This window comes from Nostoc sp. (assembly GCF_036917535.1).
Taxonomy (GTDB): Bacteria; Cyanobacteriota; Cyanobacteriia; order Cyanobacteriales; family Nostocaceae; genus Nostoc.
This window is the reverse complement of record NZ_JBALDA010000034.1, coordinates 94219-116163: the sequence shown is the minus strand read 5'-3', so window position 1 is coordinate 116163 and position 21945 is coordinate 94219. Positions and strand designations below refer to the sequence as shown.

Here is a 21945-nt window from a genome sequence, read left to right as displayed (position 1 = left end):
TTCTGTGCCGAACTGTGATTGAGCGTTATACTTTGCCGGAAATGGCTAATCTGTGGAGTGAAGCCTATAAACTAAAAACTTGGCTGCAAGTCGAAATTGCTGTTTGTGAGGCTCAAGCTGAACTTGGTTACATTCCATCCCAAGCCGTTGAGGAAATTAAGGCTAAAGCAGATTTTGATCCAAAGCGGGTGCTGGAGATTGAGGCTGTAGTCCGCCATGATGTCATTGCTTTCTTGACAAATGTCAATGAATATGTAGGTGATGCCGGACGCTACATTCACCTGGGTTTAACGAGTTCGGATGTTTTGGATACAGCTTTAGCACTGCAATTAGTTGCCAGTTTGGATATATTATTGCAACGTCTGGAAGATTTGATTCAGGTAATTCGCCAAAAAGCACGGGAGCATCGCCATACAGTGATGGCTGGCCGATCGCACGGTATTCACGCTGAACCGATTACTTTCGGTTTTAAGCTAGCTGGTTGGTTAGCAGAAGTGTTGCGACACCAAGAACGTCTGAGAATACTCCGTCAAACGATCGCTGTTGGTAAGATTTCTGGTGCAGTAGGAACTTATGCCAATATTGAACCGCGCGTAGAAGCGATCGCTTGTCAAAAACTCGGACTCGAACCTGATACGGCCTCAACCCAAGTTATTTCCCGCGATCGCCACGCCGACTACGTGCAACAATTAGCTTTGGTAGCAGCAACGATTGAACGCTTTGCTGTAGAAATTCGTAATCTCCAAAAAACAGACGTTCTGGAAGTTGAAGAATTCTTCGCCAAAGGTCAAAAAGGTTCCTCAGCAATGCCACATAAGCGTAACCCCATCCGTTCGGAACGATTGACAGGAATGGCACGACTCGTCAGAAGTCATGCAGGTGCAGCTTTAGAAAACGTTGCTTTATGGCATGAGCGAGACATTTCCCACAGTTCTGTAGAACGGGTAATTTTACCAGATGCTTGCACTTTGACCCATTTTATGTTGTCAGAAATAACCGATTTGGTCAAAAACTTGTTGGTCTATCCTGAGAACATGAAACGCAATCTCAATTGTTACGGCGGCGTTGTGTTCAGTCAAAAAGTGTTACTGGCTTTGATAGATAAAGGAAGCAGCCGAGAAGAGGCTTATGCGATCGTTCAAGAAAGTGCTCATGCCGCTTGGAATCAGCCAGAAGGAAACTTCCAAGACTTGATTAGCAAAGATCCGCGTGTTACCCAAAAGTTGTCTCCAGCAGAACTAGAGGTTTGTTTCGACCCCCAGCAACATCTGCGGCATTTAGAAGCAGTTTACCAACGATTGAGTATTTAGAATTAATTTCCTTGTAGTAAGCGTTTAAACGCTTACTACAAACCTTTTACCCAAAAAATACGCAGATATTATCAAAAAAGATATATAACAATCCGATTTGATTTTTGAACTTATTTGCGTGGTGCGCGTTCGCGTTGGCGTACTCCTACGGAGAAGCAAGCTACGCGGAGCGTGTCGCAGACAAGCCTCTCTGCAAAGAGAAGCGTCTCGCAGAGAAGCGCAAGCGCGATAGACAGGCAAGAGGCAACCGGAAAAAGGCTCTTTAAGTTGTACAAAGTTTTTTCACACAATCAAATATAAGTTCTATATGAAGATACTAACAACATTTAATATTGGAATCTTTTTGATGCTCGAGTCATTGCCAGCACTGGGTAGTATACATAACAAATACTTGCTTATTTATTAATATTACGAGTGCTTTGATGATTGAAATCCTAGCCACACTTTCTGCCTCTGCGGCAGCAGGAATGAGAATAGGCATACCTTTGCTGATTATTGGATTATTGCAGGGTAGTAACTTGTGGTCACAAGTTCCAATTTTATCTCACATTTCTCCACCAATATTATTAGGTTGCCTCACCAGTTGGTCATTAATTGAATTATTTGTCTCAAAAAAGCTATGGGGGCAAAGATCGCTCCAACTAGTTCAGTTATTCATGTCTCCCCTGGTGGGCGCAATTATGGGATTAGGAGTAGCTACAGCAACAGCAACGCCAAACTGGTTGATTGCCATAATTGGAGGTTTATTAGCTTTGGTACTCCAGCTCGTCCAAGTTGGTTGGTTCTATCGCTTACGTGGCTTACCTCTGTGGGCAGTCTTCCTTCAAGATACCTTGTGCATTGCTCTAGTATTATTTGCCTTTGGTGCTCCTTGGCAAGGAGGAGTAATTGCTTTAATACTGCTCTGGTTTGCAGTTCGTAGCGCCAAGCAGTGGTATGACTGGTATCATATTATGTCCCGGTAATTAGTTACGATTAAACTCCAATTTGAATCCATCAGTAGTATTTAGGTCAGGTATATTCAACCCACGGGACTGGAGAGTGTTTAGCACTGCATCTACACTGGTTTGAATTACTTGGGTGCAATCGGGGTTTTGAGTAACACTGCTCTGCATTGCTGTTGCAACTTCAGTAACGAAGCTTTGCAAGCCTTCCTTAGCCACTTCAGGATTATCACAAAACTCTTCTAATGAAACTCCCAACAGGTTTGCTAAAAGGCTGGAGGCAGGTTGAGCGGGATCAGCAGATTTTGCACAATCCGTAGTGTTTCCTTTGCTCTTTTGGAGACTAATTGTAACAACATTGGAAAACAGGTTGGAAATTTGCTCCATCGCCTGAGTTACTTCTTGTTGCATGTAGGGTTCAGCATCTTTGGCTGAAATTTCGTAGGGAGCGATCGCTTCTGGAGCAACTTGCTTCTTAATTCCCATAAGGCTACGAATAGTAAAGTTACCATCTGGTAAGATTAAATTGTTTGGCATCAAAAAATAGTTACTAAATGCTAAGTTTACCCAAAGGGAGCGTTTTATCTTTACTCTTCATCTTCCCTATTTAAATTATGTGTAGATATCATCATTTTAGAAAATTGGCTGTCCGAATAGCTCTAATTGCTTCAGTCATACGTTCTTTCGGATATTGACTTGGTTCACGTTGTAGAGCATCTTCTAGTGCAGGTAGAGCTTCATTTACATGCATTATGCCAAGAGACCAAGAGGCACTACCTCGTTGACTAGGATCGGGATTCTGCAAATACTCAATTAGCAATGGGATTGCTTCTTGACACTTTACGGCTCCTAGCGCAGCCAAAAGCATACGACGCACACCAATATTGGGATCAGGCAATTCCAAGCGTTTCAGTAAGGCTGTACCTGCACTCGGATCGCCGATCTTAGCTAATGCATCTGCCGCTGCCGATCGCACTTTGGAGGATTCATGTTCTAACAAGGTAATGAGATGTGAAACTGCTATACGCTCGTGTCGCCAACCAAGTACATCACATAATACGATGCAAATATGGTCTGTTGGTGCTAAGATAAGAGCTTTTAAAAGCAGTTCAGCATCAACTTCATGACGTAACCAGTCAATGCCAGCAATTCCCTGAGAAATTCTGGAGAAAATTTCTTCTGGTGAGTTTGTGTACATAATCTTTATTTTGTGCTAAAAATTATCACTTCCCTGATGAACTATTCCATCAGGATACACATTTGTATGTGAACCATCAGGATGTTGTACATCCCAGTGGGGACCAGCATGTTGATCGCGCGCCCACTCCCATTTGTTGCCATGAATATCCTCAAATCCACCTCCCTCAGCCCATCTAACAATTTCTGGATTACCAGCTTGGCGAGGTGGTATGTATGGATGATCTCCTTCCGTAGGCAAATGATTTTGAGGATAAGGAAGGTGTGGGCGCGGAACAGTTGCTTCTGATGGCGTTGCAGGATTAAGCTCCCTAATTCTTTCTTCAATACTTCTTAATTCTGCCTCAGTTTCAAGAATATCAGACTCAAGACTGCTTATATCATCAGGTTGCTCTTGTGCTAGTTGTTTCACAGTTTCTGCCTGTTCTTCCAATGTTCGGAGTCTATTTAATATCTCTTGTTTTTCAGGTATATTATTTGGCAACTCCTTTGCACGTTCGCTAAGTTGTCGAACCTTATGAGGAAGAGAACGGGCACGTGAAGGTAAACTAGCAGTATTAATGGTTTCTTCCAACCGAGCCAAACGCTCTTCCATTGATTCAATGGCATCACGTGAGGGCTCCAAAGCTTCTGGAGATTCCGAGTCTTCTGCAAGGCGCGACAATCTGCTTGCTTCTGGATCAATCTCTTGCGCCTGACGCAATAAATCTGCTTTGCCTGGTGCATCTTCAGGTAAGCTATTTACTCGCTCAATTAATTCGTTGACTTTTGGTCTGAGAGCAACCGCACGATCTTGTAGATTCCAGCGCATTGCTTTGTTATGCACAAGAATACCAAGAGGTGAGACGCAGTAGTTGTGTAAACCGTTGACCTCGATGTTGTAAACCGTGAATGTACCTGTGCGTATCTGAATATGTTCTATTGTGACATCACCTTTTTGCAGTGAGAACAAAGTCAATCCAACTTGCAATTCTTTTGCCTTGATCCAGCCTTGCTGAGACACCCAAAATGGATGCTCAGGACTACAGGTAATAATCGTTTCACCAATTTGAATATCTAAAACAGTAGCTACGTTACGAATATAAGCACATTCAACCGATTGAGTTCGTTCTTCTTTAGATAAGGTTTCTAAAGCCCAAACTTCATCCCCCACAACCAAAGACTCAATATTCTTTTCACCTTGGGGAGTAAGGACTTTGGTTCCTGCGACAAAGCAACCTTGAGGTTGAGGAGGTTCCTCTCCACTGCCAGGTTCTCTAGGTGGACGGGTAGGTGGTTCGGTTCCGGGTGGTTCTTCTCCAGGCGGACGCATTGGTGGTTCTTCTCCAGGCGGACGCACTGGCGGTTCTTCTCTAGGTGGACGCACTGGCGGTTCTTCTCCACCATGACCTGCAATTTTGCCGCCAATCCAGGTTAGGAGTCCAGCAAACAGCATATTGGCAACGAGGTTCTTATCCCAAGGACGGTCATGGGCGATGTTATCTACTACTGTAATAACACCAGCTACAACGGAAGCACCACCTGCAAGCAGGCCCAGAGTGGCACCTGCACTAAGACCCACGCCAGCAGCCACCCCTCCAAGAAATACCAGAGCAGCAGCACCAACAGCACCACCGAAAGCACCCCAAATCATATTATTGAGAGCACCCTCGAAAACTGCCCAGCCTCGTTTCCCTTCTGAGTAATTACCAACGATCGTACCTGCTAATGCTCCTACTGCTCCTGCGATCGCCCCAGCCGCCACCAGAACTACAGCACCTGTTCCAAATGTTGCAATAATTAGTGCGCCAACAAGCAATCCGACAACCAAACCTGCCCAGAAACCTGGACTACTGACCATCTCCACAAAGTCATTCCACTGATTTACAAACCAGTTGTTCTTTGCTCTTTCTTCGGCTCTACGTTGTGCTTCATCAATGCGACCAGGTACACTCTGTCGCGGCTCACGGGCTTGCTCTGTTACAGATGTAACCTGTTGATTCAGTCCACCGCGATATTGTTCTAAACCTTGTCCAAAACCGCGATCGACTTGATTGAGTTGTCCTTGCAGATTTGTGGTTACTTGGCTGGCCATACTGCTGCTTGCTGTATTTGCTTGGCTAACGGCACTGCCAAGCTGACCAGAGATGGTGCCGACTTGCTGAGTCACTTGCCCTTGAGCTTGTCCCAGGAAGGTTTGAATTTGTCCAGAGGCATTTGTAGAGATGGCGTTAATTGCGTTAATTACCTCTGTTCCAGCTTGAGTTAGGGCACCATCAGCCTGTTGGAAAGCTCCATCAGTGGTTGCAATCAGATTGTCATAAGCCCCATTAACTTGACCGAGGATTTCCCCAGTGACTTCAGCAGCAAGCTCAGGGTCAATATCCATTTCAGCAAGCTGCTGATTGAACTGAGCCAGATGTTGATCGCCGCTGGCGATCGCCTGTTGTCCTTGCTGTTGAAAGGTTGTAATTGCCTGCTGTCCGGCAGTAGCAATCTCCTGGTTCTTCTGTGCAATCTCAGCTTGTAACTGGTTCTGAATCGTTTGCTCCAAAGATGTCAATTGAGCAGTCAATTGACTACCAAGACTTCCGAGTGCCTGACTACCTTGGACAACAGCTTGTTGAATCCCACTAGCTGTGTTTTGATAGGATGTATGCAATTGGTTCGCGACCTCAGCCTGCCCAGCACCTACTTGCCGTGCTGCTTGTTGACCCTGGTCTCTAAAACTACGAGCAGTTTCTGGCCCCGTTGCTCGTAAATCCCTCATGCTATCAGACACACCACTGGTAATCTTGGTTGCAGTCTCTGAGGCAATCTCGTTAGCTGCTTTAGCTTTTGCCTGAGCTATCTCTGGGGTACTACCGCCCAAGAGTGCCTTCTGCTGACCAATAGCTTGCGCTTCCTGCGCCATTCCCTGAATCCGAGTTTGCACTTGTTGAGCAGACTGATCAGCAGTTTGTAACGAACGGTCAGCATAGGTATTCCCAAGATTCTGGACACGTTCTTGTCCGGAGGAAAAGGTTGTTTCTACTTGCCCCAGTGTGGTAGTATGCCCCTGTTCTAAGCTTGCCAGATGTGAGGTAGCATCGGTTTGAAGCTGAGCTTGGACACTGGTGATAGTCTCTTTGACTTGAGCGCGGGCATTGGCAAACAGAGCCTGAATTGCCCCGGTTTGCTTTTCCCCGGCTGCAATCAAGGCTGCTTGCTGCTGTTGGATACTGGCGGCGATCGCCTCAGTTCCCTGAGTAACGCGTTCGCTAAATCGCTGCCGTGCCCTATTAGCTGCTGTCGCAACTTGTTCGAGTAACACTTGGCTACTTTGCGATCGCGCTGATGGAGCTTGAATTTCATCAGGACTTTGTAGAGGTTGAGCAACAGCTGTTTCTCCGTTGGGGCCTTCTCCCTGATACCCCGCTCCTTGACCGGATTGTTGACTTGTCGATGCTCTTGCTTGTTGGCTGGATTGCTGACTAGTAGATGTAGGAGAACCAGAGGAAGTTTGAGATGCAGTTGTCGGACTTGCTCCTTTGTTGAGAGAGGCATTCTCTGGCGAAGATGCAGATTTACTGCTGGTGGTTGCAGCTTGCTCACCTGCATGGAAAGAGGCAGGAGGATTTTGTTCACTTGCACCTTGATGACCCCCATTGTCAGCAACAGATACTTGTTGAGAAGCAGCCTGTTGACTTAAAGCACTTGCCTGATTGGCACTTGAACCATTTTCACTAAATCTAGAACTAGAAGATGATGTCGACTCACTGGCAGTTGCTGAATACTGTTGAGCCTTGGCAGATGCCTCTGTTCCAGCATCTGAAGCAGTTTGAGATGAATTATTATTTGCTTGATCGGTACTGTCTTGAGCTTGAGTTTGAGAAGAATTAGCATTGACCTGGTTTCCATCTTCTGAAATACCGCTCTCATTAGATACCATCTGTTCGGGAAGTACCTGCACCTGCTCAAAATTGGATTCCAACAGAATTCTTTGCAAACTTTGCTGTTGTTCACGGGGCAAGAGTGTTTGAAGTTGAGCGAGTACTGCTTGACGGGTGGACGGATTGAGTTGAGCCAACAATCGCCTGACCTTTCCAGATTGATCGTTAGGATCGACTTGCAAAAGTGTAGCGATTCGGTTGACAATCAATTCTACATTTTGTGAAGCCTCCAAATTCAATGTTTGGGACTCGATATCATCTGGCTTAGAAACGGTTTGTGTTTCACCTTCATCAACAACCCGTTGTACTGTTCCTGTCTGCTGCGTCACAGGAGTCAACTCATGATTTCTTGGCGACTTCCCCACTCCAAAGTAAATATCGCGCTCATCACTAAACGCTCTCACTTGATTAGCTACTCTATCCGCTTCCTGCTCAGACTCGTCCCCTGGTTCTCCAACTGTCAGTTTTGTTTGGGGACGACGCAACGCTATGCGACTAATGTCGTGACTAATGGGCTTTTCTTTGATGGCAAGTGATTCTAAGGATGATTCACCAGCAAACTCCGCTTCTTGCTCTTCGGTTGATACCTTAGATGCTGTTTGCATTGAAGCATTATTTATTGGTGACTCGAAGCCTGGTACTGGGTTTGCCAGGGTAGGAGTATTTGGTGAAACGAGGGACGGATTTGAAGAAGTGGATGTACCTGCTTTCTTGCGCCCAAGCTTGATGCGATCGCTCATCTCACCCTGACTCCATTGAAGAGTAAAGCCCTAATTCCTGGTTTTAGGCGTTTTATACTAACAAATTTTATAATTTGTGGAAATGCGATCGCTATCGACTTTAGTCTAATTTTTATAATCAAGCTCAGTTGCCAATTTCCTTTGCAGCGATATTTGGCAATTACTTCGATGCCTTCACTGGTGGATTCAAATTCGAGTTTAATCGTAACTAATTATCTGGACATAAGAGTAGGGATTGGGTAGTAAGAAAGTATTCTAAATATTTATTTCCTAGTCCCAAATCCCTAATCCCCAGTCTCCAGTACCTTTTACTGCAAAATTCCAATCATGTGCAAGAAGCCGTGACCGGTAATCAGCTCTACGATTAAGGCTATAAAACCCAGCATCGCAATTCGACCATTCCAGACTTCAGCACTAGTTGTCAAACCCCATTCCCAACGCTCTTGAGGGTACATTTTTACCATTTTCTTCATTTGGGCAGCTTGCGAAAGCTTGAAACTGGGGTTTCTCAACGCATCAATCACTAATTCAGCTAGTGCATTAATAAATACTGGATGAGTATTGGGAGCAGGTACGCGTCGGAAGTTGTGAATTCCTGATTCTTCGGCTACTTCTCGATACTCAATATCAATTTCTTGTAGTGTCTCGATATGCTCTGAGACAAAACTAATTGGCACGACAACCAAATCTTTCACGCCTTGTGCGCCTAGTTCTTTGAGGGCATCTTCAGTATAGGGTTGGAGCCATTCTACTGGGCCGACACGACTTTGGTAAGCTAAAGTATGGGTATTGGGTCGATTGAGAGTCTGCATAATCAATGCAGTACACTCTTCAATTTCCAGCTGGTAAGGGTCGCCTGCTTCTTCAACGTAGCTTTTCGGAACGCCGTGAGCGCTGAAGAATATATGAACATCATCCGGGTTTGGGAATTGCTCAAGTTCTTGGACTATGAGTTGCGCCATTGCTTGGAGATAGCCTGGTTGTTTGTACCAAGAAGGGATGACGGTGTAATCAATAGGTTGAAGTTTTGGATTTTCTTGCCAAAGCTTTTCTAAAAGCCGGAAGCTGGAACCACTGGTACTGATAGAAAACTGGGGATATAGTGGTAATATTACCAAGTCTTCTACCTTATCTTGGGTGATCTGTGCGATCGCCTCTTCTGTATAGGGATGCCAATAACGCATTCCCACGTAAATATTAACTTCTTGCCCCAAAAAACCTAACTGTTCTTTTAGAGCCTCCCCTTGGGCTTCTGTAATCCGTCGCAATGGGGAACCACCACCGATTTGCTTATAGTTTTCTCGAGATGTTCTGGTTCGCCGCGTGGCAATAAACCAGGCTAGGGGCTTTTGCAACCAGCGAAATGGTAGGCGAATAATTTCCGGATCGGAAAATAGATTGTATAAAAACGGCCCAACATCTTCTAGCTTATCAGGGCCACCGAGATTGAGTAATAAGACGCCTACACGACCCATAGCAGTTACTTTCCCCCAATCTTTTCAGGTTTTTTACTAATGTTAACAATATATCTTTATTAAATATAAAGCTTAATAGCAAGGAAATATGCAATGGCAACAATTTTAAGGGATTGGAGTTACCGTTATCAGTGGTTATATGATGGGATCTCTCGTTTAGCAGCCTTAAGTGTAGGTGGTGAAGTCCGTTTTCGGCAACTTGCTTTGCAAGGCTTAACAATTCACTCAGATTCTCAGGTTTTAGATTTATGTTGTGGTAGTGGCCAAACGACGGAGTTTTTAGTAAAAACTTCACAAAACGTAACAGGATTGGATGCTTCACCCAAGTCTTTGCAACGGGCGCGGCTAAATGTACCGGAAGCTTCATACATAGAAGCATTTGCTGAGGAGATACCATTTGCAGATAATTTGTTCGATGTGGTGCATACCAGTGTTGCACTACACGAGATGCAGCCTCAGCAATTACGAAAAATTATTAATGAAGTTTATCGGGTGCTAAAGCCAGGAGGAGTGTTTACGCTGGTGGATTTTCACGCTCCAACAAATCCGATATTTTGGCCTGGGGTATCGGTGTTTTTGTTATTGTTTGAGACAGAAACAGCTTGGGAATTACTAAAAACTGATTTAGCTGAGTTGTTAGCTAAGACTGGCTTTAAAGTGAGTAAGTCTACTCTATATGCAGGTGGTAGTTTGCAGGTGATACAGGCGAATAAGTGAATAATACTACTTTATTAATAGTAGGTAAGATATCCTGCTATTAATAAAGTATATGTGATTGTTATATTGAAATTGGCATAATGAAATTTTGAGGTTAATAGAAATGACACAGGAATTAATAGACCTCAGAACTTGTATCCAAGAAGGACGTTACGCAGATGCGTTGGCAATTGTAGATGAATTAGAGGGCATGAGTAAACAAGCTATTCTACGGAATATCTAAGCTTATTTAAGGATTCTGCTAATTCATTTGATTAAGAACCAAATAGAAGAACGATTAACTGGTTTATGGGCAGCTTCTATTCGTAATTCAATCCGAGAAATTAAAAAACTGAATCTCAAATATAATAAAACATCTTACTATATTAATTTAAAGGAATGGAAATATTTGATAGAGGAGGAAATTCTTGAAGATGCGATCGCTGATGCTAGTGAAGAAGTTATTAATGGGAAATTTACTCGTTCTCAGTTGTCAGCAATGTTAGATAAAAACCAGATTTTAATTACCGCTACTAGTTTACTGGCTTTAACATATACTTATTCACCAAAGAAATTACCAGCGGTTATGGATGATTATCTTAGTCAGTTAGCGGGTGGAAAAGATTGGATAAATCGGGAAAAATAAGATGATCGCTCTTTGTCTAATTATTGATACTAAGTTTTATATCTGAGGTTTCTCCAGACCCCACTGCTACCCTTGTTTCAATCCTTAATAAGGATTTTGATAAATTGCAATATAGAGAATAAGCAACAATACAGTTTAGTTAAAGCTAAAACTCTTTATGAAAAGGAGTCAAAAGTCAGAATTCGTAAAATAAATTTTTTAACGTAGAGGACAATTAGTGCGGTGAAATGCTTGCTGGTGTTGAGATAAAAGCACTTTTTTTCAGGTGTGAAATTTGTACACCTACCCTTTTGCACATTTGACCATACAGTAACCTAAATATAAAGGAACTTAGTAATTCAACGTAGAGACTATGAAAGAACTAACGCGCCGCAAATTTATTGCAACAGCGACAGTGGCGACAGGTTTTGCCCTCGCAGTACAACCCATTTCTGCCGGAGTCATTACTACTGATGCCAAGGGGTTAGTAGCTGGTGCAGTGAAAATTCCTGTCAAAGATGGCGAAATTCCTGCCTATAGAGCAGCACCAGCTACTGGTGACAATTTCCCAATCGTTCTGGTAATCCAGGAAATCTTTGGTGTACACGAGCATATCCAGGATATCACTCGTCGCTTTGCTCGGTTAGGATATTTAGCGATCGCACCCGAATTATTTATCCGTCAAGGTGATGTCTCGAAATTAAGCAGCATAGACGAAATTCGTCCAATTGTCGCCAAAGTGCCAGATACCCAGGTGTTATCCGATCTTGATGCTACACTAGACTGGGCAAAGAAATCAGCTAAGGGTAATGGCAAGAAGTTAGGAATTACAGGCTTTTGTTGGGGCGGTCGTATTATCTGGTTATATGCAGCACATAATCCCCAAGTGAAGGCTGGTGTAGCTTGGTATGGGCGACTCGTGGGCGATGCTACAGAACTTCAGCCCAAGTATCCCGTCGATATTGCATCAAAACTGACAGTTCCCATTCTTGGACTCTATGGTGGGAAGGATACAGGTATTTCTCTTGATACAGTAGAGCAGATGCGCGAGCGCTTACAGTCCAGCAGCAGCAAATCTGAAATTATCGTCTATCCCAATGCACCCCACGCATTTTTTGCCGATTATCGCCCCTCCTACCGTGAGAAAGAAGCTCAGGATGGTTGGAAACGCCTCTTGGCATGGTTTAAGAAAAATGGTGTTTAAAAAATTAGCTACTCATGAACTATGACGCTGAAAAAAGTCCCAAATTGTTTCACTGGCGTTCAGCCCCAGCTTGGCATTGAATTTGTTTAAACTCTTGTCAGTTGAAGAACCACCAGGCCAAAAATGTCCACCGTTGACTACTGCTAGCTGCCAGACTTCAGAGTTGCCATTACAACCTGTGTAGATAGCGGTTTTCACTTTGTCTTCAGAAAAATTCAAAGATGCATTCGATAAGCTACATTGATCGTGCGATCGCCAAAACTTTACCATGTCTGAGATCGAAACCAACGCTCCTCGTTGAGTGTGGTCATTACCTTCATAAAGGACATCGCGATCATTTGTACCGTTGATCGTTAACATCGATATAGGAGTTTGAGGCTGACAACTAGGTTTGAGTCTAACTGGGAGCGAACCAGCTACTGATGCAAAACCAGCAATTTTATCAGGTAACTTACAAGCCAGTGCTTGGGTAAGTATGCCACCTCTAGAAAAACCGGTGGCATAAACTTTATGACTATCAATATTAAGTTGCTGCTGAAGATGATTAATCAAAGCACTGACAAACAAAACATCATCTACTTTTCCTTGAGTGTTACCTTTAAGGCTCCATTTTTGGTTAATTCCATCTGGATAAACAACAATAAATCCTTTTTGATCTGCTAATTCATTGAAGCGAGTCACATTACTGATAGACCGACCATTACCATCATCTCCATGAAATACCAAAACTAATGGCATCGGGCGGTCTAGATTATAATATTTTGGGGTATAAAAATAGTAGGTACGTAACTTTCCTTGATCATATAGTTCACCATAATTATCACCAATCAAGATTTTTTCTTTAGTTATACTTTTTTCGTCTGCGTGAATGGAATCACAGGCTGTTATTAAACTAATTCCTAGTATAAAACTTAAAAGTTTTTTTAAAATCTGAGAATTTTGATATATCATCATTTTGATGAACTTTACTGATATCAGCTACTTTAACATACTTTTTAAGTCTTATTCAGCAACAAATTTTTACTTAACAGAGGCTAACAACTCAAATATAGTTGTTAGTCTATATTTAGATATTAAACTCTGACATTTACATAACAAACACTAAACTGTAAAAGCGTACTTTTGCGAAGAAACAACTGTCACAATATTTAAACAAGCCTATATTTTTCTTTCAAAAATGTCTGCTAAACACAAAGATAGAATTACTATCCAATCTCATGATTGGCCAATTGAGCAATTACCTGGACTGAGCCATGAGGAACAATCTCAACTTCAAAATTGTGGAATCACTAGCACAGTAACCTTAGTCAAACAAGGGAAAACTCTAGAGTCAAGACTAGCGTTAGCAAATAAACTACAAATTCATCTTCAGTATGTAAATAAATGGATGGCTTTAGCTGACTTGGCACGTATTCCCAGTGTCGGGACACAATATTGTGGTTTATTGCTTCATGCAGGTATTGGTTCTGTAGTGCAGTTAGCTCAAACTCCCACTCACAGATTGCACCAACAAATTATGCGCTTGCAGGTAGCAACAATGCAGCGCCGAGATTTGTGTCCAGCAATTGAGCTAGTACAACAGTGGAGTCAGCAAGCGAAAATAGTGCTGAGTGCTGAGTGGGGAGCAGGGGAGACAAGGGGGACAAGGAGGAATTAAACAAATCTCTCCCCGAAGTTCTGATGCCTACGGCGGGCTACGCCAACGCCGGAAGCCGGCGCTGGTGACTTCTCTCCTTGTCTCCCCCCTCTCCCTTGTCTACCTTGTCTCTTCTTGATACCCAATGCCCAATTCCCTACTCTTTAGCTAAAACACCATTAAGAAAGATATCAGCAAGTCCTTCGGCCATTTCCTGCATTTGTTGGGGAGAGGCTTCAGGTTCGATGAGGGTGTTGTTAGAAAAACCTGCGATCGCAAACATTCCTAAGAAAACTTTCGCAACTAGCTTGGCGTCTGTTTGACGATAAATACCTTTATCCATCGCTGTTTGAAAGAATGCTTCACCCACATCAGTCATTTTAGTAATCACTTCTAATTGAATGCGATCGCGCAAATCAGGGTGAAACTGCACCTCCATAAAACAAACACGCATCAAATCGGCATTTTTTTGGAAATTCCACATCCGACGGCGCATCACCTGAGCGACGGCTCTATAGCTACCCATTTCACTTAATTCTGTGAGCAAATCTGTAAGAATCTCTACCCAGCCACTCGTGGCTACTTCCACCAAAATTGCTTTTTTATTCGGAAAATGACGAAATAGAGTACCTTCAGCTATACCTGCCGCTTGTGCTAAGTCGCGGGTGGTAGTACCGTCAAATCCCTGAGAGGCAAACAACCGTTGTGCTGCCTGTAAAATCCGGGTACGCGTCTGAGCCTCTGAAGGTGGGGAAGAATTAAAAACTCGCATAACAGTTATGGTGAAATATCCGGAACAGGACTTGTAGCATTATTGTCTAACGTCAAGTACAAAAAGCCCAAAAAGCTTAATACAAGATTAAGGCTCTTTTACTAAGTATCCTGTTATTTAGGTAATGTAACTTTATCTTAATTTTTGCTTATGAACCAGAGCAGTCGGTCAATTTTGGATTTTATACTTCGTCGTCAGCGCGGCTTGAGTGAGCGATCGCCAAACGTCTGTGTCGAACGATTGGGGATTTTGGATTGCTCAGATCGAGTATCTGTCATATTACAGCGGTTATTTGTTACTTTGTTGACTTTAATTATCTTCTCGTGGGCATTGCTGCCAGAAGTCGCTCTAGCTCAAACTCAGACAGCACCTCCTCAAGAAGCTAAAACCCAAACCCCACCAGTTCAAAGTTTAATCCAACCTTATCTTGATCGAGTTATTAAGCAATTAACGGAGTTTCGCCTTAACAATGGTTTGAAATTCATTGTCTTGGAACGACATCAAGCGCCCGTAGTTTCTTTTCTTACTTATGCGAATGTAGGTGGTGTGGATGAGCCAGATGGTAAAACTGGTGTAGCTCACTTTCTGGAACATTTGGCGTTTAAAGGCACAACGCGTATTGGTACACAAGACTACAAAAAAGAAAAACCGCTACTAGATACCTTAGAGCAGTTGAATGCTCAAATTAAAACAGCGACAGCCGCTGGCAAAAAAGCTGAGGTTGCTCGATTACAAACTGAGTTTGAGCAAGTGGAATCGCAAGCAGGCAAGCTAGTCAAGCAAAATGAATTGGGGCAAATTGTCGAACAAGCGGGAGGCGTGGGTTTAAATGCCAACACTTCAACTGAAGCCACTCGTTATTTTTACAGCTTTCCTGCCAATAAGCTAGAACTTTGGATGTCGTTGGAGTCGGAGCGATTTCTCGATCCGGTAATTCGTCGTGAATTTTATAAAGAGAAAGATGTAATTTTAGAAGAACGACGAATGCGGGTGGAGAATTCACCCATTGGACTGATGGTGGAAAAGTTCGTCGATACTGCTTACAAAACCCATCCCTACAGGCGTCCGGTGATTGGTTATGACGAAGATATCCGCAATCTGACACCAGAAGATGTCCAAAAGTTTTTTGATACTCACTACGTACCAAGTAACTTAACCATCGCCATTGTCGGAGATGTCAATCCCACTCAGGTGAAAAAACTGGCGCAAACTTATTTTGGTCGTTTTCAAGCCAAAACCAAAGCTGTTGAACAAATCCCGGTGGAACCGCCACAACAACAAACACGAGAAGTTACTTTACAGCTACCTTCACAACCCTGGTATTTAGAAGGTTATCATCGTCCGGCGATTACTCATCCAGATAATGCTGTCTATGAAATCATTGGCAGTTTATTAAGTGATGGACGCACGTCGCGGCTATATAAATCTTTGGTAGAAAAGCAACGTTTGGCGCTAAATGCTCGAGGTTACAGTGGATTTCCTGGAGATAAGTACCCAAACCTGATCTTTTTCTATGCTCTCACAGCTCCTGGTCATACAGTTGATGAGTTGGCAGTGGCTTTACGTCAAGAAATTGACAAATTAAAAACTGAGCCTGTAGCGGCGGCTGATTTGCAACGCGTGAAAACCCAAGCACGAGCGAGTTTGTTACGTACTCTCGATTCCAATATGGGTATGGCTCAACAATTGTTGGAATATGAGGTGAAAACTGGCTCTTGGCGGAATTTGTTTAAGCAGTTGGATGACATTTCAGCGGTGACGACGGCTGATATTGTGCGAGTGGCAAAGCAGACGTTTACGCCAGAAAATCGCACGATTGGTGAGTTGTTATCGAAACAATCTTAAGAGAAACGTAGACACAAAGCGGCTTGCCGCAGGCTACCACGAAGGACGCTAAGGAAAAGAGTATGCACAGGCACAAGGTAAAAGGTAAAAGGCGGATGGTGTTCAAAATCAAAAACCTCAGTTGCGCTGTCAGCGCACCTTTGGTGCGACTTAAAATCCAAAATGTAAAGGGGCTGATTTATGTTTTGGTTGCTGTTTTTGCGTGTTTACTTTTAACTTGTAATTTTTCTCTAGCGGCGACGGCTGAGGCGAAACATTACACACAATTGCAGCTACCACCGCTACCTGAGATTAAGTTACCCAAGTATGAGCGGTTTGTACTGCAAAATGGCTTGGTTGTGTATTTAATGGAAGATCACGAGTTACCGTTGGTGAATGGTACAGCGTTTGTACGGACAGGGAATCGCTTGGAACCAATGGAGAAAGTTGGGTTGGCTGGTTTTACAGGTGGGGTAATGCGAACTGGAGGAACTAAGAACCATTCGCCTGATGAACTCAACGAGATATTGGAACAACGAGCGGCATCTGTGGAAGTTGGTATTAATGAAACTTCTGGTAGTGCTAGCTTTGACGCACTCAGTGAAGATTTAGAAACAGTGTTTGGGCTGTTTGCTGAGGTGCTGCGATCGCCTGTATTTGCTCAAGAAAAGCTAGACTTGGCTAAGACACAAGCTAAAGGTGGCATTGCCCGTCGTAATGACAATCCAGATGGGATTGCTAACCGAGAATTTAAGAAATTGCTCTATGGAAAAGATAGCCCTTATGCTCGCACGATGGAGTATGCAACGGTGGATAAGGTCGAGCGTGAGGATTTGCTCAAGTTTTATCAGCAATATTTCCACCCCAATAATATAATTTTGGGGATTGTGGGGGATTTTGAGAGTAAGAAAATGCGATCGCTCATTCAAGCTAAGTTTGGCGATTGGCAACGTAACCCAGGTATTGCTAAACCCACATTACCAAAGGTTTCGCCAGCTAATACAGGTGGAGTCTTTTTTGTCAATCAGCCACAACTGACGCAAAGTAGTGTGCTTATCGGACATTTGGGCGGACGTTTCGACAATCCCGATTATGCAACGCTGGATGTATTGAATGGAGTGTTAAATGGATTTGGTGGACGCTTATTTAATGAATTGCGATCGCGTCAAGGTTTAGCTTACTCTGTCTATGGTCAGTGGAGTCCCCGCTACGATTATCCTGGCATATTTATCGCTGGTGGAGAAACGCGATCGGATGCTACTGTCCAGTTTGTCAAAGCCTTACAAGCTGAAATCAAGCGCACCCAAACTCAAAGAGTGACAGCAAAAGAACTGGCTTATGCCAAAGAGTCTACACTCAACTCCTTTGTGTTCAACTTTCAAGACCCCAGCCAAACCTTATCACGATTGATGCGATACGAATATTACGGCTATCCTGCTGATTTTCTCTTTCGCTATCAAAAAGCCGTCGCTGCCACCACAGCAGCCGATGTCCAACGAGTAGCACGAGAATACCTTAAGCCAGAAAAGATTGTGACTTTAGTAGTGGGAAATCAAACCGCCATTCAACCGCCATTGACACAGTTAGCTAAACAGGTGACACCAATAGATGTAACGATTCCTGGTTCGCAGCCACAGGCGAAGAATTAATAGCGTAGATGGGTAGACACTCAATATCTAAATAAAATCGCAAGGCTCATATCCCCGACTGTCTAAGAAATCGGGGATCTAGTTTTTAAAATAATTTTCTCCATTATCAGGAAATGACCGAGGACAAATTGGAGTAACAAGTAGAAACTAAATCAGGAACCAAAACCTCTGGAGTTCCCAGAGGTTTTTCTCTACTCTGTTCATCTTGTATAGGAGCGATCTCTCCACTATCTATATACTTCTATAAAGCAGCAAAAATTGTCGCCCCTATCAGGTTAACTAGAGTAAGCTAAATTTAGGTCTCAACTACTGGGAGTGGAGATGATGTTGTTGGAATTAAAGCGCATCCATGTTCCACCAGGACAAAGAGTGCTATTGCAAGATGTAACCTGGCAGGAATTGGAAACAATTCTAGAGGATTTAGGGGAACATCGAGCAGCACGAATTGCTTATGACAGGGGAATGCTGGAGATTATGGCACCACTGCCAGAACATGAAGATGATAAAGAAATTATTAGCGATTTAGTCAAAGCTCTTTTGGAAGAATTAGACATTGAGTTTAGATGCCTTGGTTCTACTACTTTCAAAAACCAAGCAATGGCTCAAGGTATAGAACCCGATCAGTGTTTCTATATAAAAAATGAATCTAAGATTCGCGGCAAGAAGCGACTAGATTTAGCAGTAGACCCTCCTCCAGATTTAGCTCTAGAAATTGATATTACTTCTCGTACTCATCCTAATATTTATGAAGTGCTAAATGTGCCTGAGCTTTGGCGTTTTGATCGAGGAAAGCTCCAAATTAATATTTTGCGAGATGGGCATTATGTCGAATCTCAACAAAGCCTAAATTTTCCTCTATTCTCATTAATTGAAGCGATTCCCCAATATCTGGAGCAAAGTACAACAGCAGGTAGAAATGCAACGCTCAAAGCTTTTCGGATTTGGGTACAAAAACAGATACAACAGCAATAATTTATGCTGTTACCAGAATTCACCGACATGGTTAACGAAGCCCAACACTCACCCCTGCTCTGCACTGCATCTGAAAATTTGTAGGACAGCAATTAAATATAATCGCTGTCCTACAAAATCGAAATACAAATTAGCTATTGAAACAACTGCCTATGCAGGATATGCAGGAATTAATACTGTGTCAATCACATGAATCACACCGTTATCAGCTTCCACATCTGGCGTGATAACTGTCGCATCATTGATTTTCACAGCACCATTAGATGCATCAATTTTGATGCTGCTTCCTTCAACAGTTGAAGCAGAGTCTAAATTGACCACATCTGTTGACAACACTTTCCCTGAAACAACATGATAAGTTAAGATTCTTATCAGTAGGGGAACGTCAGCAAGCAGTGAGTCTACTGTCCCTTCTTTTAGCTTAGAAAATGCTTCGTCAGTTGGTGCAAAGACCGTAAATGGACCATCGCCCTTGAGGGTATCCTCTAAACCAGCAGCTTGTACTGCCGCTACTAAGGTCTTAAAGGAACCAGCATTAACAGCAGTATCAACAATGTCAGCCATATGTTTTAGAAATTTCTGTATCTTTCGTCACTGAAAATATACTTTTATTCAAACTATTACTATCTATCCACAGATAGGTTAAATTATCTTAATGACTTGAGGCAAAATTGTCGTGATTCCGCCCAAGCGCAACCGCAGGAATCCTCATGATTACGACTTGGACTTGTACAAAGCTCGTCATTTAATTGAAAACTTCTTTGCTAAACTCAAACAGTACTGGGCGATGCCTACGGCGGGCTACGCCTACGCAACTCGCTATGATAAACGGGCAACCAACTTTCTAGGTGCTATTTATCTGGCTGCTTCTGTCATCTGGCTCAATTGATGACATGCCCTAGCATTAGCGGATAAATTGTACTTATTTGAAGTCATTACTACCGCATTTTAATCTATGTTTATTAAACCCAAAATATTTTTATCATCGCTTGCATTATTACTCAGTTTTGCAAGTCTATTTCTTAGTGCTTGGATTATTCTTCCTGCTCCAAATATGTTCTTACTCACGCTAGCAGTAGGAGCGCCAGAAGTTAGTCCTTGGTTATTATTATTTAATTTGCTTTTTTTGTTGCTGTCTTTATTCTATATCCGTCACCGTCAACTACAACGTTTAGTTTGCATTTTCAGTTTAATTGGATTGCTAATTTGTGGATGGGTGCTAGTGAATATCCCATCAACTCAAATGCAGATGGCTAAAGCGATGAAACAAGGGTTGGGAGCAATTTATCTAGAGCAAATTCCACCCAAAGTAAGGGCTAAGATGCAAACCTATCCTTTTAACTTAGTTAATTTCTTTCAGGGTATTACATTAGGTAAAACGCGTCATCAAAAAGATATTCTCTTTGCTTCTCCTGGAGGAGTGTCTTTAAAAATGGAAGTTTATCAACCCCCAGAGGTAGGGAAATATCCAGTAGTAGTAGTAATTTATGGTGGAGCTTGGCAATATGGTAATACTCATGCCAATTCTGAGTTTAACCAATATATTGCTAATCATGGATATACGGTATTTGCGATCAACTATCGACACGCACCTCAATATCAGTTTCCATCTCAGTTAGATGATGTGCGTACAGCCTTGAATTTTATTCGCAAACATGCAGCTGAATATGAAGCCGATTCAGAACGTATGGTACTTTTAGGACGTTCTGCTGGGGCACATCTAGCAATGCTAGCGGCTTATCAACCCGATGCACCACCGATTCGCGCTGTGGTGAACTATTATGGGCCTGTTAACTTAACTGAAGGATATAAAACACCACCAAATCCCGATCCTATAAATACCCGCACTGTTTTAAAAGCATTTCTTGGTGGTTCTTTAGAAGAATTGCCTAATCGGTATCAAATTGCTTCACCAATAAATTACTTAATGCACCCTTTACCGCCAACTTTATTAATTTACGGCAGTCGCGACCATTTAGTAGAAGCGCGATTTGGCAGACAGATGTATGAAAGTTTACATGAATCTGGCAATACTGCGGTTTTTCTAGAAATTCCTTGGGCAGAACATGCTTTTGATGCTGTTTTCAACGGTGTGAGCAATCAATTAGCATTGTATTACACTGAGAGGTTTTTGGCTTGGGCGTTGTTCGGGCAATGATTTTATTTCCAGACGGATTCATAATTATTAAAAACTCAGCACTCCTTATACCAATTTGAAAAAAGAATGCGACAGATACACATCTCCAAAACCTTGTCCTGTCTGAATTCTTAATTTTGAATTTTGAATTTTGAATTTTGAATTGGTATTACTCCTTTTGAGGCCAACGCCAATTGTAGCGATTCCATTCATACATTCCTTGAATTTCATATTCTGCGCCGTTAAAGAAGCGGACAACGCAATTAGTAGAGGAATCATCACGTAGGCGTAGCCCGTCGTAGACATCGCTAATTTCCTCGACCTTAATCACCATACAGGGAAACCATTCCCGCTTACAAGGCCCATTCTCCTGCACCCATTCCCATAGTGCATTGGAAACTTCAATGCGATCGCCTACTCTTAACTTCAGTGCATCCTCAAAATAAGAATACTTGTCAAAATGATATGACTCAACACGATTCAACCACTGTAAACCATAGCGTTGGCGAATAAAGTGTACCGTTCCAGAGTCTTTTTCTAGCAACCAGTCGTTGAGTAATTGCACTTTCCAAGTGCGGTTGCGTTGTTCTTCATCCTTAACAAATTGTAAAAATGCTTCTAACTCTTCTGGGGTAAGTTCATCTAAAGGATTAGCAATATTTGACATCTCAGAGGTAAAATTTCCCTGAATTTGCTCGACCACTTGCAGTAATATCTGTTTTTGCGTGTCAGTGAGAGGACAGCTTGCTGCATCACAATCATTAAAGGCTGCGAACATAGCTACTTCAATCTCATCTGGAGTCATAATTTCATAGCAATTAAGGGCTTATTCTCCTAATTATTACAAATGCTA

The 21945-nt window shown here is 42.7% G+C and carries 18 protein-coding genes and 1 pseudogene; 11 read left to right on the top strand and 8 right to left on the bottom strand.

Features of this window, described 5'->3' with window-relative positions; translation table 11 throughout:
* Window positions 1-14: 14 nt before the first annotated feature.
* Window positions 15-1310, top strand: coding sequence for an adenylosuccinate lyase (gene purB / locus V7K56_RS11130; protein WP_334910341.1), 1296 nt, complete (start codon window positions 15-17; stop codon window positions 1308-1310).
* 422 nt (window positions 1311-1732) lie between these two features.
* Window positions 1733-2275, top strand: a complete 543-nt coding sequence (locus V7K56_RS11125) for a DUF4126 domain-containing protein (protein ID WP_334910339.1) — start codon at window positions 1733-1735, stop codon at window positions 2273-2275.
* On the opposite strand, the gene V7K56_RS11120 is transcribed toward V7K56_RS11125, so the two are convergent.
* The 4 genes from V7K56_RS11120 to hemH all read right to left on the bottom strand — a co-directional run bounded on the left by V7K56_RS11120 (window position 2276) and on the right by hemH (window position 9577).
* Window positions 2276-2791, bottom strand: coding sequence for a hypothetical protein (locus tag V7K56_RS11120; protein ID WP_334910337.1), 516 nt, complete (start codon window positions 2789-2791; stop codon window positions 2276-2278).
* A 91-nt stretch (window positions 2792-2882) separates the two neighbouring features.
* Window positions 2883-3452: a HEAT repeat domain-containing protein gene (locus V7K56_RS11115; protein WP_334910335.1), complete on the bottom strand. Its 570-nt coding sequence runs from the start codon at window positions 3450-3452 to the stop codon at window positions 2883-2885.
* Window positions 3453-3467: 15 nt separating this feature from the next.
* Entirely contained in the window at window positions 3468-8102 is a 4635-nt protein-coding gene (locus tag V7K56_RS11110; RefSeq protein WP_334910333.1) for a polymorphic toxin-type HINT domain-containing protein, read from the bottom strand.
* Between the two features lie 308 nt (window positions 8103-8410).
* Window positions 8411-9577 (bottom strand): ferrochelatase, encoded by a 1167-nt coding sequence (gene hemH, locus V7K56_RS11105; protein ID WP_334910331.1) that lies wholly within the window; start codon window positions 9575-9577, stop codon window positions 8411-8413.
* A gap of 93 nt (window positions 9578-9670) precedes the next feature.
* Between hemH and V7K56_RS11100 the strand changes: the two genes are divergently transcribed.
* From V7K56_RS11100 to V7K56_RS11090, 3 genes and pseudogenes are all read left to right on the top strand, one after another.
* Window positions 9671-10294 (top strand): class I SAM-dependent methyltransferase, encoded by a 624-nt coding sequence (locus V7K56_RS11100; protein ID WP_334910329.1) that lies wholly within the window; start codon window positions 9671-9673, stop codon window positions 10292-10294.
* Between the two features lie 103 nt (window positions 10295-10397).
* Window positions 10398-10919 (top strand): annotated as a pseudogene (locus tag V7K56_RS11095) (Holliday junction resolvase-like protein).
* 352 nt (window positions 10920-11271) lie between these two features.
* Window positions 11272-12102: a dienelactone hydrolase family protein gene (locus V7K56_RS11090; protein ID WP_334910326.1), complete on the top strand. Its 831-nt coding sequence runs from the start codon at window positions 11272-11274 to the stop codon at window positions 12100-12102.
* Window positions 12103-12114: 12 nt separating this feature from the next.
* Here the strand turns inward: V7K56_RS11090 and V7K56_RS11085 are convergent, their stop codons facing one another.
* Window positions 12115-13056, bottom strand: a complete 942-nt coding sequence (locus V7K56_RS11085) for an extracellular catalytic domain type 1 short-chain-length polyhydroxyalkanoate depolymerase (RefSeq protein WP_334910324.1) — start codon at window positions 13054-13056, stop codon at window positions 12115-12117.
* A 223-nt stretch (window positions 13057-13279) separates the two neighbouring features.
* Between V7K56_RS11085 and V7K56_RS11080 the strand changes: the two genes are divergently transcribed.
* Window positions 13280-13759, top strand: a complete 480-nt coding sequence (locus V7K56_RS11080) for a DUF4332 domain-containing protein (protein ID WP_334910322.1) — start codon at window positions 13280-13282, stop codon at window positions 13757-13759.
* A gap of 136 nt (window positions 13760-13895) precedes the next feature.
* On the opposite strand, the gene V7K56_RS11075 is transcribed toward V7K56_RS11080, so the two are convergent.
* Window positions 13896-14510, bottom strand: coding sequence for a TetR/AcrR family transcriptional regulator (locus V7K56_RS11075; protein WP_334910320.1), 615 nt, complete (start codon window positions 14508-14510; stop codon window positions 13896-13898).
* A gap of 276 nt (window positions 14511-14786) precedes the next feature.
* Here V7K56_RS11075 and V7K56_RS11070 point away from each other — a divergent pair, with 276 nt between their 5' ends.
* From V7K56_RS11070 to V7K56_RS11060, 3 genes are all read left to right on the top strand, one after another.
* Complete coding sequence (locus tag V7K56_RS11070; protein WP_442940002.1) at window positions 14787-16355, top strand: M16 family metallopeptidase; 1569 nt, start codon at window positions 14787-14789, stop codon at window positions 16353-16355.
* Between the two features lie 62 nt (window positions 16356-16417).
* Window positions 16418-17983, top strand: a complete 1566-nt coding sequence (locus V7K56_RS11065) for a M16 family metallopeptidase (protein ID WP_334910315.1) — start codon at window positions 16418-16420, stop codon at window positions 17981-17983.
* Between the two features lie 324 nt (window positions 17984-18307).
* Window positions 18308-18955: a Uma2 family endonuclease gene (locus tag V7K56_RS11060; RefSeq protein WP_334910395.1), complete on the top strand. Its 648-nt coding sequence runs from the start codon at window positions 18308-18310 to the stop codon at window positions 18953-18955.
* A gap of 150 nt (window positions 18956-19105) precedes the next feature.
* Here the strand turns inward: V7K56_RS11060 and V7K56_RS11055 are convergent, their stop codons facing one another.
* Window positions 19106-19519, bottom strand: coding sequence for a fasciclin domain-containing protein (locus tag V7K56_RS11055; RefSeq protein ID WP_334910313.1), 414 nt, complete (start codon window positions 19517-19519; stop codon window positions 19106-19108).
* Window positions 19520-19631: 112 nt separating this feature from the next.
* Here V7K56_RS11055 and V7K56_RS11050 point away from each other — a divergent pair, with 112 nt between their 5' ends.
* On the top strand, window positions 19632-19844 hold the full coding sequence (locus V7K56_RS11050) for a hypothetical protein (RefSeq protein WP_442939997.1): 213 nt from the start codon (window positions 19632-19634) through the stop codon (window positions 19842-19844).
* A gap of 66 nt (window positions 19845-19910) precedes the next feature.
* Entirely contained in the window at window positions 19911-21113 is a 1203-nt protein-coding gene (locus V7K56_RS11045) for an alpha/beta hydrolase (RefSeq protein WP_334910311.1), read from the top strand.
* A gap of 148 nt (window positions 21114-21261) precedes the next feature.
* Here the strand turns inward: V7K56_RS11045 and V7K56_RS11040 are convergent, their stop codons facing one another.
* Window positions 21262-21897 (bottom strand): hypothetical protein, encoded by a 636-nt coding sequence (locus tag V7K56_RS11040; protein ID WP_334910309.1) that lies wholly within the window; start codon window positions 21895-21897, stop codon window positions 21262-21264.
* Window positions 21898-21945: the final 48 nt, after the last annotated feature.

Excerpts from the sequence above, each read along its gene's own strand:
- V7K56_RS11120 (WP_334910337.1), bottom strand. The coding sequence starts at position 2,791 with ATGCCAAACAATTTAATCTTACCAGATGGTAACTTTACTATTCGTAGC.
- V7K56_RS11125 (WP_334910339.1), top strand. The coding sequence starts at position 1,733 with ATGATTGAAATCCTAGCCACACTTTCTGCCTCTGCGGCAGCAGGAATG.
- V7K56_RS11075 (WP_334910320.1), bottom strand. The coding sequence starts at position 14,510 with ATGCGAGTTTTTAATTCTTCCCCACCTTCAGAGGCTCAGACGCGTACC.
- V7K56_RS11060 (WP_334910395.1), top strand. The coding sequence starts at position 18,308 with ATGTTGTTGGAATTAAAGCGCATCCATGTTCCACCAGGACAAAGAGTG.
- V7K56_RS11065 (WP_334910315.1), top strand. The coding sequence starts at position 16,418 with ATGCACAGGCACAAGGTAAAAGGTAAAAGGCGGATGGTGTTCAAAATC.
- V7K56_RS11110 (WP_334910333.1), bottom strand. The coding sequence starts at position 8,102 with ATGAGCGATCGCATCAAGCTTGGGCGCAAGAAAGCAGGTACATCCACT.
- V7K56_RS11055 (WP_334910313.1), bottom strand. The coding sequence starts at position 19,519 with ATGGCTGACATTGTTGATACTGCTGTTAATGCTGGTTCCTTTAAGACC.
- V7K56_RS11080 (WP_334910322.1), top strand. The coding sequence starts at position 13,280 with ATGTCTGCTAAACACAAAGATAGAATTACTATCCAATCTCATGATTGG.
- V7K56_RS11090 (WP_334910326.1), top strand. The coding sequence starts at position 11,272 with ATGAAAGAACTAACGCGCCGCAAATTTATTGCAACAGCGACAGTGGCG.
- V7K56_RS11115 (WP_334910335.1), bottom strand. The coding sequence starts at position 3,452 with ATGTACACAAACTCACCAGAAGAAATTTTCTCCAGAATTTCTCAGGGA.
- V7K56_RS11100 (WP_334910329.1), top strand. The coding sequence starts at position 9,671 with ATGGCAACAATTTTAAGGGATTGGAGTTACCGTTATCAGTGGTTATAT.
- V7K56_RS11040 (WP_334910309.1), bottom strand. The coding sequence starts at position 21,897 with ATGACTCCAGATGAGATTGAAGTAGCTATGTTCGCAGCCTTTAATGAT.
- V7K56_RS11045 (WP_334910311.1), top strand. The coding sequence starts at position 19,911 with ATGTTTATTAAACCCAAAATATTTTTATCATCGCTTGCATTATTACTC.
- V7K56_RS11085 (WP_334910324.1), bottom strand. The coding sequence starts at position 13,056 with ATGATGATATATCAAAATTCTCAGATTTTAAAAAAACTTTTAAGTTTT.
- hemH (WP_334910331.1), bottom strand. The coding sequence starts at position 9,577 with ATGGGTCGTGTAGGCGTCTTATTACTCAATCTCGGTGGCCCTGATAAG.